Source organism: Pseudomonas rossensis, from assembly GCF_039888995.1.
GTDB classification, from domain to species: domain Bacteria; phylum Pseudomonadota; class Gammaproteobacteria; order Pseudomonadales; family Pseudomonadaceae; genus Aquipseudomonas; species Aquipseudomonas rossensis.
This window is the reverse complement of the sequence record NZ_JBBWCB010000142.1, coordinates 1-13,332: the sequence shown is the minus strand read 5'-3', so window position 1 is coordinate 13,332 and position 13,332 is coordinate 1. Positions and strand designations below refer to the sequence as shown.

Genomic DNA, 13,332 nt, shown 5'->3' with positions numbered 1-13,332 from the left:
GTCCATACGATCCCACGGGATCTCGACGTCGCCACGCAGCATGTCAGGTACCACGCAAACGCCCTCGCTCGGCACTTTCATGCGGATCACGTGCGGCTCGCCAGCGGCCAGGCGACGCGCGACTTCTTCCTTGGACAGCAACAGCGCACGGCCGTCGTAACGCGGGGTTTCGCCGCGGGCCATTTGCTCGGCGCGCATCTGGTCGAGTTCTTCGGCCGTACAGAAGCACGGGAAAGCGTGGCCCATTTCGACCAACTGCTGGCAGTACTTCTGATAGATGTCGCCACGCTCGCTCTGACGGTAAGGACCGTGCGGGCCGCCAACGTCCGGGCCTTCGCTCCAGTTGATGCCCATCCAGCGCAGGGCGTCGAAAATCTGTTGTTCGGACTCGCGGGTCGAACGCAATTGGTCGGTGTCTTCGATCCGCAGGATGAACTCACCGCCGTGCTGCTTGGCAAAGCAGTAATTGAACAAAGCGATGTAAGCGGTACCTACGTGGGGATCCCCGGTAGGCGATGGCGCGATGCGAGTGCGGACGGTGGTCATGGCAAGTCTCGAAATGAAGATAAAACAAAGGGCGAATGGTAACAGGCGTTGCCCGCCCGGCTCCAGTGAGGAGGGCATTTAAGCCAAGGTTGCGTCTACAACGCGCTCTAGCCTTGGTGAATGGCCGATTATCAGCCGATGGCATTTACCCATCATTCGCTGTATGCCAGATTTGACCACTGATAACTTTCCTTACAATTTCTCGACTACAGTCTGCCCATGCCTGCCCAACTCAAGCGTCGCCTGTTTATTTTCCTGCTGCTCGTCCTACTGGTTGCCGGGGGCTTTTTTGCCCAGTGGTTCTTCAAGGGACGGTTTTATGAAAGCACCGACAACGCTTATGTCCAGGGCGAGATCACCCGCGTGTCGAGCCAACTGGGCGCACGTATCGATCAAGTACTGGTGCAGGACAACCAGCACGTCGAGAAAGGTCAGTTGCTGATCAAGCTCGAAGGCGATGACTTCCACCTCGCCGTCGACCGCGCCAACGCCACCCTCGCCACCCGTGAAGCCGAACGCCTGCAAGCCCGAAGCAAACTGACTCAGCAAGCCAGTCTGATCGCCGCCAGCGAGGCGCAAGTCGCGTCCAGCCAGGCCAGTCTCGGTCGTTCGCAGATCGATTTGTCTCGCGCGCAAACCCTGCGCAAACCCGGCTACGTCTCGGAAGAACGGGTGACCACCCTCTCCGCCGACAACCACATCGCCCGCTCGCAAGTGACCAAGGCCCAGGCGGACGCACAAAGTCAGCGTCAACAAATCAACTCCCTGGCCGCCGAGATCAAACGCCTCGACGCCATGATCGCCAACGCCAAAACCGATCTGGCCCAGGCCGAACTGAACCTGACCCGCAGCGAAATCCACGCGCCCATCAGCGGCCTGGTCGGCCAGCGCGCCGCCCGCGAAGGCCAGTATGTGCAGGCAGGTGCTTACCTGATGTCGATCGTTCCGGATCAGGACATCTGGATTCAGGCCAACTTCAAGGAAACCCAGATTGGCCACATGCAGCCCGGCCAAACAGCCGAGCTGACGTTCGATGCCTACAGCAACACGCCCATCGAAGCACGAGTCGACAGCCTGTTCGCCGCTTCGGGCGCGCAGTTCAGCCTGTTGCCGCCGGACAATGCCACCGGCAACTTCACCAAAGTCGTACAACGGATTCCGGTAAAACTGACCTTCGCCGCGAACAATCCGCTGAAAGGCAAGATTCGTCCGGGCATGTCGGTCACCGCCAAAGTGAGCATCAAAGACACGCCTGACGATGGCCGGTGATCAACTGATCCGCCCGGTCGGCGAACCGACCCGGCGGGACTGGATCGCGGTAATGAGCGTGATGCTCGGCGCCTTCATGGCGGTGCTCGACATCCAGATCACCAACTCATCGCTCAAAGATATTCAGGGCGCGCTGTCGGCCACCCTGGAAGAAGGCTCGTGGATTTCCACCTCGTACCTGGTGGCGGAAATCATCATGATCCCGCTGACGGCGTGGCTGGTGCAGTTGCTCTCGGCGCGACGGCTGGCGGTGTGGGTGTCCCTCGGGTTTCTCGCCGCTTCCCTGCTCTGCTCCATGGCCTGGAGCCTGGAAAGCATGATCGTCTTCCGCGCCTTGCAAGGCTTCACCGGCGGCGCGCTGATCCCGCTGGCGTTCACCCTCACGCTGATCAAACTCCCCGAACACCACCGCGCCAAAGGCATGGCCATGTTCGCCATGACCGCAACCTTCGCGCCCTCCATCGGTCCGACTCTCGGCGGTTGGCTGACCGAGAATTGGGGCTGGGAATACATCTTCTACATCAACATTCCGCCGGGCCTGATCATGATCGCCGGTCTGATGTACGGCCTGGAGAAGAAAGAAGCCCACTGGGAACTACTGAAAAGCACCGACTACCTGGGCATTCTCACGCTGGGCGTCGGCCTCGGTTGTTTGCAGGTGTTTTTGGAGGAAGGCCATCGCAAGGACTGGCTGGAATCGAGCCTGATCGTAACCCTGGGCAGCATCGCGCTAGTCAGCCTGATCACCTTTGTGATCGTGCAGACGTCCAAGCCCAATCCGCTGATCAACCTCGGCATCCTGCGCAATCGAAACTTTGGTTTATCGAGTATTTCCAGTGTCGGGATGGGTGTCGGACTGTACGGCTCGATCTACCTGTTGCCGCTGTACCTGGCGCAGGTCCAGAACTACAACGCCCTGCAAATCGGCGAAGTGATCATGTGGATGGGCGTGCCGCAGCTGTTTCTGATTCCGCTGGTGCCGAAGCTGATGAAGTACGTCTCGCCGAGATGGCTGTGCACGTTGGGTTTCGGGCTATTCGGATTGGCGAGCTTTTCATCGGGCGTACTGAACCCGGACTTCGCCGGGCCGCAGTTCAATCAAATCCAGATCATCCGCGCGCTGGGCCAGCCGCTGATCATGGTGACCATCTCGTTGATCGCTACTGCCTACATCCTGCCGCAGGACGCGGGGTCGGCGTCGAGCCTGTTCAACATCCTGCGCAACCTCGGCGGCGCGATTGGCATCGCCCTCCTCGCCACGTTACTGGATGCGCGAACCAAGACTTACTTTGATTATTTACGTGAAGCGATTGTGCCGACCAACCCGCAGGTGGCCGAGCGCATGGCGTCGCTGACGGATCGGTTTGGCAGTGAGACGGCAGCGCTGGGCAAGCTCAGTGAAATCGCGCATCAGCAGGCGTCGATCATGGCTTACAACGATGCGTTTCACTTTGTCGGGATTGCTCTGGGGATCAGCATGCTGGCGGTGTTGCTGACCAAGGCGTTGCCGGCGGGACTGAAGGCTGGCGAAGCACATTGAGACCGAGGCGCCCCAATCGCGGGCAAGTCGGATCGCCGCACCGCCGCTCCCACAAGGATTGAGGGTGTTCACATAATTTGTGTCCACCCACAAACCCTGTGGGAGCGGCGGTGCGGCGATCCGACTTGCCCGCGATGAGGCCGGTTCAGGCACTGCAAAACTCAGACAGTAATCAACCGCTCACGCAACTTGCCAATCTCGTCGCGCATCTGCGCCGCTGCTTCGAACTCCAGGTCGCGGGCGAGTTGGTACATTTTCTCTTCCAGCGCCTTGATACGCTTGGCGATCTCGCCCGGTGAGCGCAGTTCCGCTTCGTACTTGGCGTTTTCCTCGGCGGCCTTGGCCATGCCTTTGCGCTTCTTGCTACGCGACCCCGGCACGGTGGCGCCTTCCATGATGTCGGCAACGTCCTTGAACACGCCCTTGGGCGTGATGCCATTGGCCAGGTTGAAGGCAATCTGTTTGTCGCGACGACGCTCGGTTTCGCCGATCGCCCGCTCCATGGAGCCGGTGATGCGATCCGCATAGAGAATCGCCCGACCATTGAGGTTGCGCGCCGCCCGGCCGATGGTCTGGATCAGCGAGCGCTCCGAACGCAGGAAGCCTTCCTTGTCCGCATCGAGGATCGCCACCAGCGAGACTTCCGGCATGTCCAGGCCTTCACGCAGCAGGTTGATCCCCACCAGCACATCGAAGGTGCCCAAACGCAGATCGCGGATGATTTCGACCCGTTCCACGGTGTCGATGTCCGAGTGCAGATAACGCACCCGCACGCCGTGGTCGGCCAGGTAATCGGTCAAGTCTTCAGACATGCGCTTGGTTAGCGTGGTGACCAGCACCCGCTCCTCCAGCGCCACGCGCTTGCCGATCTCCGAAAGCAAATCGTCAACCTGGGTCAACGCCGGGCGGATTTCGATTTGGGGGTCCACCAGGCCAGTCGGGCGGACCAGTTGCTCGACCACGCGACCGGCGTGCTCCGCCTCGTAATTGCCCGGTGTGGCCGAGACAAAGATTGTCTGCGGGCTGATGTTTTCGAACTCGTCGAAGCGCATCGGCCGGTTATCCAGCGCGGACGGCAGACGGAAACCGTATTCCACCAGCGTCTCTTTACGCGAACGGTCGCCCTTATACATGGCGCCGACCTGCGGCACGCTGACGTGGGATTCGTCGATCACCAGCAAGGCGTCAGCCGGCAGGTAGTCAAACAAAGTTGGTGGCGCCTGGCCGGATTCACGGCCCGACAGGTAGCGCGAGTAGTTTTCGATGCCGTTGCAGTAACCCAGTTCGAGGATCATCTCCAGGTCGAAACGGGTGCGCTGCTCCAGGCGCTGGGCCTCAACGAGTTTATTGTTGGAGCGCAGGTAGTCCAGGCGCTCCTGCAACTCGACTTTGATCCCTTCGACGGCACCCAGCAGGGTTTCTCGCGGGGTCACGTAGTGGCTTTTCGGATAGAACGTGAACCGCGGCAACTTGCGGATCACTTCGCCGGTCAGCGGATCGAAGGCCGACAGACTCTCGACTTCGTCATCGAACAGCTCGATGCGGATCGCTTCGAAATCGGATTCCGCCGGGTGGATATCGATTACATCGCCGCGGACCCGGAAGGTCGCACGGGCAAACTCCATGTCATTACGGGTGTATTGCAGGTCTGCCAGGCGACGCAACAACGCACGCTGATCGAGCTTGTCGCCGCGATCCACGTGCAGCACCATCTTCAAATAGGTTTCCGGACTGCCCAGACCGTAGATGCACGACACCGTGGTGACGATGATCGCGTCTTTTCGCTCCAGCAGTGCCTTGGTCGCCGACAATCGCATCTGCTCGATGTGATCGTTGATCGAGGCGTCTTTCTCGATGAACGTATCCGAAGACGGCACGTAGGCTTCGGGCTGGTAGTAGTCGTAGTAGGAAACGAAGTATTCGACGGCGTTGTTCGGGAAGAACGCCTTGAACTCACCGTACAACTGCGCGGCCAGGGTCTTGTTCGGCGCCAGCACCAGGGTCGGACGCTGAATCTGGGCGATCACGTTGGCGATGCTGAAGGTCTTGCCCGAGCCGGTCACACCGAGCAACGTCTGGTGCGCCAGCCCGGCTTCGATGCCCTCGACCATCAGGCGGATGGCTTCCGGCTGATCGCCGGCGGGCTCGAAGCGGGTGACTAGCTGGAATTCAGACATGAAAAACCTCTGGGTTCGCGCCTGTCCGGGCGAACCGGGCAGCAACGGGAAAGACCGCAAACGACCGATGTCGCCCGAGGAAAAAACTGGATTGTGCTCAATGTGGAGCCGATTGCCCGCGCTTTCAAGGCAAACGTCCTACATCGGGTAAAACTTTTGACGATGCCAATCGACTAACGATCGAGAAATAATCGGAAAAACTTACCGCAAAAGCCGAATCGTCTGTCGCCATCAATCGCGGATGGCCTCTATACTAGCTCCCCGTTTGTGCACCGCTCTAGTGCATTCGGCTGGAGCGCGACACGTCCCTCCACTTTCCATTCAGAGCCGCCGCAAAATGAGCCTGTTCTCCGCTGTCGAAATGGCACCACGTGATCCAATCCTGGGCCTCAACGAAGCATTCAACGCCGATACCCGTACCAACAAGGTCAACCTGGGGGTCGGTGTTTACTGCAACGAGGAGGGGCGAATTCCACTCCTGCGCGCCGTTGTCGAAGCCGAGACGATTCGCGTCGCTCAACACGCTTCCCGTGGCTACTTGCCGATCGACGGCATTGCTGCCTACGACCAGGCCGTACAGAAACTGCTGTTTGGCAATGACTCGCCACTGATCGCCGCTGGCCGCGTCATCACCACCCAAGCCGTTGGCGGTACTGGCGCACTGAAAATCGGTGCCGACTTCCTCAAGCAACTGCTGCCGAACGCTGTCGTGGCGATCAGCGACCCGAGCTGGGAAAACCACCGCGCGCTGTTCGAAACGGCCGGTTTCCCGGTGCAGAACTATCGCTACTACGACGCCGCGACCCACGACGTGAACCGTGTTGGCTTGCTGGAAGACTTGAACGCCCTGCCGTCCGGCTCCATCGTTGTCCTGCACGCGTGCTGCCACAACCCGACCGGCGTGGACCTGAGCCCGGCGGACTGGAATAACGTACTGGACGTGGTGAAAGCCAAAGGTCACGTACCGTTCCTCGACATGGCCTACCAGGGCTTTGGCGATGGTATCGACGAAGACGCCGCTGCCGTGCGTCTGTTCGCTGAATCGGGCCTGACCTTCTTCGTCTCCAGCTCGTTCTCCAAATCCTTCTCGTTGTACGGCGAGCGCGTGGGCGCTCTGTCGATCGTCAGCGAATCGAAAGAAGAAAGCGCGCGCGTGCTGTCGCAAGTCAAACGGGTGATCCGCACTAACTACTCCAACCCGCCGACCCACGGTGCAAGCATTGTCGCCGCTGTACTGAACAGCCCGGAACTGCGCGCTCAGTGGGAAGAAGAACTGGCTGAAATGCGCCTGCGGATTCGCGGCATGCGCATCCAGATGGTCGACCTGCTGGCGAAAAACGCGCCACAACGTGACTTCAGCTTCGTCGGTCGTCAGCGCGGCATGTTCTCCTACTCCGGCCTGACGGTTGAGCAAGTGACCCGCCTGCGCAGCGAGTTCGGTATCTACGCCCTGGACACCGGCCGCATCTGCGTGGCCGCGTTGAACCAGAGCAACATCGACGTCGTGACCAAGGCCATCGTTGCGGTGATCTGAGTCGTCCGGTGATACGAAAAACGGGAAGCCAAATGGCTTCCCGTTTTTTATTTGTCTCAGATAAATCCCAGCGCAGCAAACGACCGCTCTAGACTGCACACATATTAAATGTGGGAGCTGGCTTGCCTGCGATAGCGGCCGGCCAGCCAACATCAATGTTGAATGTGATGCCCTCATCGCGAGCAAGCTCGCTCCCACAGGTTTTATGTACACCCGAATTCTTACGAGAGCCCACATGAAAAACGATGACCTACGCGCCGACCGCGATGAGCTGGACCACTTCGTGCCTCGCACCCCGGCCAAACGCAGTAACAACCTGGTGATGCAAGTCGCTGCCGGCGTGTTTCTCGGCGGCCTGGCCTTGTGGCTGGTGCAGCTGGCCGCAACGATGCTGTACACCAAACTGATGCTCGCCACCGTCACCTTCGGCGGTTAGGCCAGTTCGGTTGCGCGCTGGCTGGCAGCGTCGTCATAGGCGACATAGAGCGATTCGGCTACCTGGCTTTTGATGGCCTTGGTGCTTTCCAGGCCCAGGACAAACCCTTCGGCCTTGCCACCGGCACGGTTCAATTCGTCAGCGGTGCTGGCCTGAGTGATTGCGTCGAACAGTTTTTCGGCGTGAGGGCCGACGCCTTTGGGCAGGCTGATCTGAGCGATGCTCATGCGAACACCCCGTTGTGGCTAGGTGTGGTGGTTGGGTGATTCATGGCGCGTACCTTTTCGGCGAATGGCCGGCAGCGCGTGTAACCACTTCCGGGCGGCCATGGTAGACCTCTGAGACGATTCTGGTAACCGCCCACGGTCGATAAACCACCGTCCGTCCCCATGAACCCGTCAAACTGCTAACAGGTGCTTGACTTCTCTTTTTGAATCAGTAACATACACGCCATTCCGCGATAGCTCAGTTGGTAGAGCAAGTGACTGTTAATCACTGGGTCCCTGGTTCGAGTCCAGGTCGTGGAGCCAGACAGCAATATCGAAAAGCCCCTGAATCGAAAGGTTCAGGGGCTTTTTTGTGGCCAAAAGATCGCAGCCTCGTTTCACTCGACAGCTCCTACAGAGAATTGCGTTCCACTGTAGGAGCTGTCGAGTGAAACGAGGCTGCGATCTTTTGATCTACCAGCCTTTTAAGCGAATACAACTGTCAGACATGCTCACTGCTTTTGGTGTGAGCCGCTCGATGCTCGTTCGACTCATGAACCGCCTCCACCACCGGAATTTCATTCCCGTCGCAGTCGCGCAGTTTGCCTTCGCTGAAATAATCCCCTTCGCGCAACGCCGCCAGATCCTGATAACGCAGGACGCGCTCAGTACCGGCCGCGAATACCGACTGCTGATCGGAGTTACCGGCAGTGAGGTGGTTGAAGGTCAGGTTCAGCACGATGGCCATGATCGCCGACGAGCTGATGCCCGAGTGGAAGATCGTGGCGAACCAGCTTGGGAAGTGGTCGTAGAAGTTCGGCGCAGCGATGGGGATCATGCCGAAGCCGATGGAGGTGGCGACGATGATCAGGTTGACGTTGTTGCGGTAATCGACCTTGGACAGCGTACGAATACCGCTGGCCGCCACGGTGCCGAACAGCACGATACCGGCGCCGCCGAGGACAGAAGTCGGTACAGCAGCGATGACGCGACCCATAAATGGCAGCAAACCGAGGATCACCAGAAACAAACCGCCGGTAGCCACCACGAAACGGCTCTTGATCCCGGTCACCGCCACCAGCCCGACGTTCTGAGCGAAGGCACTTTGGGTGAAGGAGCCGAAGATCGGCGCGATCATGCTCGACAGCATGTCGGCGCGCAGGCCGTTGCCCAGGCGTTTGGAGTCGACCTTGGTGCCGATGATTTCACCCACTGCCAGGATGTCAGCCGAAGTTTCCACCAGGGTCACCATGACCACGATGCACATCGACAGGATCGCGGCGAAGTGGAAGGTCGGCATGCCGAAATGGAAGGGTGTCGGGAAGCCGAACATCGGGCCCTGAGTGACGGACGAGAAGTCTGCCATGCCAAGGAACACCGCGATCACCGTACCGATGACCATGGCCAACAGGATCGACAAGCGGGAGATGGTCGCGCTGCCGATCTTGCTCAACAGCAGCACCAGCACCAGTGTCACCGCCGCCAGACCGATGTTCGCCATGCTGCCAAAGTCCGGGGCATGGCTGTTACCGCCCATGGCCCAGCGCGCAGCCACTGGCATCAGCGTCAGACCGATGGTGGTGATCACAATGCCCGTGACCAGCGGCGGGAAAAACTTGGTGATTCGCGAGAACACCGGCGTGATCAGCAGGCCGATCAACGACGCGGCAATCACCGCCCCGAGAATCGATTGAAACCCGCCCTCCCCGCCACTGCTGACAATCGCCACCATCGTCGCGACGCCAGAGAACGACACGCCCTGTACCAGCGGCAATTGGCAGCCGAAAAACGGTAAACCCAGCGTTTGCAGTAATGTCGCCAAGCCCCCCGCAAACAGTGAAGCAGCAATCAACAAACCGATGTCCGCCGGCGAGAGACCGGCCGCCTGGCCGATGATCAAAGGCACCGCGACGATACCGCCGTACATGGTCAGAACGTGTTGCAGGCCGTAAGCCATATTCGCGCCGATCCCGAGATTTTCGTCCTCAGGCCGTTGGTGTGAAACATGGGGCGTTTTCATGGTTGGGGGGTTCCCTGGTTTTTGTTATGCGCACACTGTATGCAAGACTCAGGACAAATGTCTATATAGTTGTATACAAATTGTCAGTCAGATGATGGACACATGGCCATTCCACACTAGAGACTTGCGCCGCAGCTTCCCTGTTAAACTCTGCCGCTCCGCAGCCCTGGCGGACAATTACGGACATGGAAGCCGACACCTTGAATGACCGCTCAACACTCGAACACCTTGCCCAGATCCTGCCCCTGACCTTTGGCGCGTTTTGCACCGTGGTCGCCGTGCAAGCCCTGGCGATTGCCGTGCCCTTTGCCATGGATTCCCCTGACCTGGAGGTTGGCCTCTGGGTTGGCGTCGGCGTCTTTGTGCCTGTTTTGGTCGGTGGCGTGGTCTTCGGCATGGTGCCGCTGCTCGTAGGCTTCACGCCGCTGTACGCCTGGCTCAGCGCCAAGGGTTATGCCAACTGGGCGACTGGCGTGTTGGCTGGGGTGGCGATCGCCGGGCTGGTCTGTCTTCACCCGAAATGGCGGTTGCTGTGGTCGTTCTGGCTGATCGATGGCGCGGCAGTCGGGCTGATCACCCACTGGGCGTGGCGCCGAGTCCAGAAGATCCAAAGTGACACAAAATCCCGGGCCCCCTCACGACCATGAACACCCTTGAGCGATTCGCCCTTTGGCGGGGCAAGCCCCTTGAAGCCAAAACCTCCCGGCAACATGACGCAAGGCAAGACGTGCACTACCTTGATAGAGGTACGCTCTCACTGAGACCACGATAGGAAATCGACATGAGCAAGGCTGACCAACTCGCCGCGAAACTGAAGCAAACCCAGCAGTCCAGCGACGACGCGACACATTGCGCCGATCAGCAGATAGACAGCTGGCCTGCACAGGTTTACGAGCTGTACCACCTCATCGAAGCCTGGCTGGCGCCGCTCAGCGAAGCCGGGCTGAACATTCGGCGAGTGCCGACGCACGTCTTCGAGCGTCATCTCGACGGGGCGACCTACGACTACGCCATCGACCAGTTACTGATTGAAGGCAACCACCACAGCATCACCTTCGACCCCGTCGCTCGTTTCACTGAGGATGGTGCCGGGCGGGTCGAAATCCGCACCCAGGCAAAGGCTCTTTCGATGCTGCGAACCGTGAACGAACACGGCGAGACACAGTGGTGGCTGCAAGCGATCGATCAATCCGGGCAACAGCCGGATGCGATTGCCATGACCGAAGACACTCTGCTTTCGGTGGTACAGGAGGGGCTGGAGCTGTGAGGTTCAGGGCTGTTGAATCAACCCTTCTATAACCCGGCGCAACGCCGCCTCCCGCGGCACCCGAATGTCGAACTCGCTGCGCAACACACCCATCAATTCATCCACATCAGTCACCTGCCGCCGCTCAGTATCACGGCCGATCCGATGAATCGCAAAACTGCCGTTGTTCAGCGTGCGTCGCCACCCCTCCCCGGTGCGCGCCACCATCAGCTGCCTGGCGAAAGACGATTCGGGGTGGGTCGAGACGTACCAGTTGCCAACGGCGTAATCGATGTCTTCCTGGCGCTGCAAATCGAAAATGTACATCGCCCGCCATTCGCCGGCGACGTTGGCGCGCAGGGTGTAGCCATCCTCGTGCTGCTCGATGCGATAGGGTTCGTGAGGTGTGAACTGTTCAGCCGGGGTATCGAGCATCAGCGGTGCGGTGGGCACCATGCCGCCAAAGCCGACGTCGGTGATGTAGCGCACGCCGTCCAGGGTTACCAGGCTCAAGCGGTGTGTACGGGCGGTCCACGCGCCTTCGGGTTGGCCCATGACCACTCGGCCGGAGATGCCGCAAGCATCGAAGCCCAGTGCCTGGAGCAAGGCCAGGAACAGGTTGTTGAGTTCGTAGCAGTAACCACCGCGGCCATCGCGCAGGACCTTTTGCTCGATTGACGGCAGGTCGATGAGCACCGGCTGGCCCGACAACGTGCTGAGGTTTTCGAACGGGAAGACGCCGGTGTGGCGCAGTTGAAGTTGGCGCAGGGTTTCCAGGGTCGGCGCCGGAGGCGCGTCGAAGCCCAGGCGCTGCAGGTACAACGCAAGATTGCTCAGGTGTGGCTCGCTCATTGCTCAGTCCTTATGCAGGGGGCCGCGGATTTCTCCGCCGATGGGCGCCATGTATAAGGGATAAAGCGGCTCGACTGACAATTGATTTAGCCAATCGCCACACACTTCAATCTCAACGCCGCTTGCGCGAACTCAACCGAATCCACGTCGGCGCATGATCACTCGCGTGGGGCTCGTTGCGAACCCAGGCATCGACTCCGGCCTCCTGCAGATAAGGGCTGAGCGCCGGGTTAAGCAACAGATGGTCGATGCGCAGCCCTGAGTTCTTTTGCCAGTGCTGGCGAAAATAATCCCAGAAGGTATAGAGCCGATCCTCCGGATACAGATGACGCAAGGAATCGGTCCAGCCCTGGGCCAGCAGGCGCTGATAACACTCGCGACTTTCAGGTTGCAGCAACGCATCCTTCAGCCAGGATCGCGGGTTGTAGATGTCCAGGTCAGTGGGCACCACGTTGTAGTCACCGGCCAGCACCACGGGATGCTCACTGGCCTGAAGCGTCTGCGCGTAATGGATCAGCCGTTCAAACCACGCCAGCTTGTAATCGAACTTCGGCCCCGGCTGCGGGTTGCCATTGGGCAGGTACAGGCAGCCCACCAGAATCCCGTGCACGGCGGCCTCCAGATACCGGCTATGGGTGTCGCTGTCATCACCCGGCAGGCCTCGACGACTCTCCAGCGGCTGAGCATCCCGCGCCAGAATCGCCACGCCGTTCCACGACGACTGACCTTGCCAGATCGCGCCGTAGCCAGCGGCCTCAAGCTCGGCGGCGGGGAAAGCACTGTCGACCGACTTGAGCTCCTGCAAACACGCAATGTCCGGTTGCTCTCGCGCAAGCCAGGCCAGCAAGTTGGGCAGTCGGGCGCGCATGCCGTTGACGTTGAATGTCGCGATTTTCAGGTTCTTCATGTTCCAACGCTCGCAACGCAGGGTCGATGTCCAGTTGTGACCGGGGGTGCGCCCCGGCAGTTGCCTCTACGAGCGAGTCAGGCGACTAAAGGCACGTCCCTACACTGGAAACTCGTCATGCGACGCCTTGAGCAATGGCAGCAACGCCTGCTTTTCCATAGGCCGACTCAAGTAGAAACCCTGCACCTCATTGCACTGGTCCGAGACCAGGAAGTCCAGTTGCTCCAGGGTCTCGACGCCTTCTGCCGTCACGGTCAAGCCCATGGCTTTGCCCAGGTTGATGATCGCCTGCACCACGGCGCGATCATTGCCGCCGCCGCTCATGGACGAGATGAAACGCTTGTCGATCTTGATCCCGTCGAACGGGTAGGTGCGCAAGTAACCCAGGGACGAATAGCCGGTACCGAAGTCGTCCATGTTCAACCGCACGCCCAGTTCCTTGAGCGCATTCATAGTCGCCAACGCGCCATCCACATCGATGAGCATCACGTTTTCGGTGATCTCCAGCTCCAGACGACTGGCCGGTAAACGGGTCTGGATCAATGCCTCCCTGACGTCCTCCACCACATCGCTGCGGGCAAATTGCACAGGCGACAAAT

At 59.7% G+C, this 13,332-nt stretch carries 13 protein-coding genes and 1 tRNA gene; 7 read left to right on the top strand and 7 right to left on the bottom strand.

The genetic code is table 11. The annotated features are described in order from the left end of the window. Window positions 1-546, bottom strand: a 546-nt coding sequence (locus WLY71_RS25700; protein ID WP_347805781.1) for a glutamate--tRNA ligase, incomplete at its 3' end; no start/stop codon positions are given. Window positions 547-765: 219 nt separating this feature from the next. On the opposite strand from WLY71_RS25700, the gene WLY71_RS25695 reads away from it, so the two are divergent. Together WLY71_RS25695 and WLY71_RS25690 are read left to right on the top strand one after the other, a co-directional pair. Beyond that, window positions 766-1,815, top strand: a complete 1,050-nt coding sequence (locus WLY71_RS25695) for an HlyD family secretion protein (RefSeq protein ID WP_347805780.1) — start codon at window positions 766-768, stop codon at window positions 1,813-1,815. Next, complete coding sequence (locus WLY71_RS25690; RefSeq protein ID WP_347805779.1) at window positions 1,805-3,355, top strand: MDR family MFS transporter; 1,551 nt, start codon at window positions 1,805-1,807, stop codon at window positions 3,353-3,355. Before WLY71_RS25695 ends, WLY71_RS25690 begins: the two co-directional genes overlap by 11 nt. Before the next feature lie 161 nt (window positions 3,356-3,516). On the opposite strand, the gene uvrB is transcribed toward WLY71_RS25690, so the two are convergent. Beyond that, complete coding sequence (gene uvrB, locus WLY71_RS25685) at window positions 3,517-5,532, bottom strand: excinuclease ABC subunit UvrB (protein WP_149631826.1); 2,016 nt, start codon at window positions 5,530-5,532, stop codon at window positions 3,517-3,519. A gap of 337 nt (window positions 5,533-5,869) precedes the next feature. Here uvrB and WLY71_RS25680 point away from each other — a divergent pair, with 337 nt between their 5' ends. Both WLY71_RS25680 and WLY71_RS25675 read left to right on the top strand, forming a co-directional pair. After that, window positions 5,870-7,066 carry an amino acid aminotransferase gene (locus tag WLY71_RS25680; RefSeq protein ID WP_095128606.1) on the top strand — a complete coding sequence of 399 codons (1,197 nt, stop codon included), beginning with the start codon at window positions 5,870-5,872 and terminating at the stop codon, window positions 7,064-7,066. A gap of 235 nt (window positions 7,067-7,301) precedes the next feature. Then, on the top strand, window positions 7,302-7,502 hold the full coding sequence (locus WLY71_RS25675; protein WP_347805778.1) for a hypothetical protein: 201 nt from the start codon (window positions 7,302-7,304) through the stop codon (window positions 7,500-7,502). Here WLY71_RS25675 and WLY71_RS25670 read toward each other — a convergent pair. Then, window positions 7,499-7,729, bottom strand: coding sequence for a hypothetical protein (locus WLY71_RS25670; protein ID WP_008007186.1), 231 nt, complete (start codon window positions 7,727-7,729; stop codon window positions 7,499-7,501). The two genes, WLY71_RS25675 and WLY71_RS25670, sit on opposite strands and share 4 nt — an antisense overlap. Window positions 7,730-7,956: 227 nt before the next feature. Here WLY71_RS25670 and WLY71_RS25665 point away from each other — a divergent pair. Then, window positions 7,957-8,032, top strand: a tRNA-Asn gene (locus WLY71_RS25665). A 178-nt stretch (window positions 8,033-8,210) separates the two neighbouring features. Here WLY71_RS25665 and WLY71_RS25660 read toward each other — a convergent pair. Next, window positions 8,211-9,728 (bottom strand): nucleobase:cation symporter-2 family protein, encoded by a 1,518-nt coding sequence (locus WLY71_RS25660; protein WP_347805777.1) that lies wholly within the window; start codon window positions 9,726-9,728, stop codon window positions 8,211-8,213. 185 nt (window positions 9,729-9,913) lie between these two features. On the opposite strand from WLY71_RS25660, the gene WLY71_RS25655 reads away from it, so the two are divergent. Continuing rightward, the gene (locus WLY71_RS25655; RefSeq protein ID WP_347805776.1) at window positions 9,914-10,375 is read left to right on the top strand and encodes a hypothetical protein; all 462 of its coding nucleotides are present in this window, start codon (window positions 9,914-9,916) and stop codon (window positions 10,373-10,375) included. 134 nt (window positions 10,376-10,509) lie between these two features. After that, window positions 10,510-10,995 (top strand): hypothetical protein, encoded by a 486-nt coding sequence (locus WLY71_RS25650; RefSeq protein WP_347805775.1) that lies wholly within the window; start codon window positions 10,510-10,512, stop codon window positions 10,993-10,995. 3 nt (window positions 10,996-10,998) lie between these two features. Here WLY71_RS25650 and WLY71_RS25645 read toward each other — a convergent pair whose 3' ends face one another. The 3 genes from WLY71_RS25645 to WLY71_RS25635 form a co-directional block, all read right to left on the bottom strand. Beyond that, complete coding sequence (locus WLY71_RS25645) at window positions 10,999-11,826, bottom strand: arylamine N-acetyltransferase family protein (RefSeq protein WP_347805774.1); 828 nt, start codon at window positions 11,824-11,826, stop codon at window positions 10,999-11,001. A gap of 112 nt (window positions 11,827-11,938) precedes the next feature. Beyond that, window positions 11,939-12,733 (bottom strand): exodeoxyribonuclease III, encoded by a 795-nt coding sequence (locus WLY71_RS25640; RefSeq protein WP_046054235.1) that lies wholly within the window; start codon window positions 12,731-12,733, stop codon window positions 11,939-11,941. Window positions 12,734-12,832: 99 nt separating this feature from the next. Then, window positions 12,833-13,332, bottom strand: a 500-nt coding sequence (locus WLY71_RS25635) for an EAL domain-containing protein (protein ID WP_347805773.1), incomplete at its 5' end; no start/stop codon positions are given.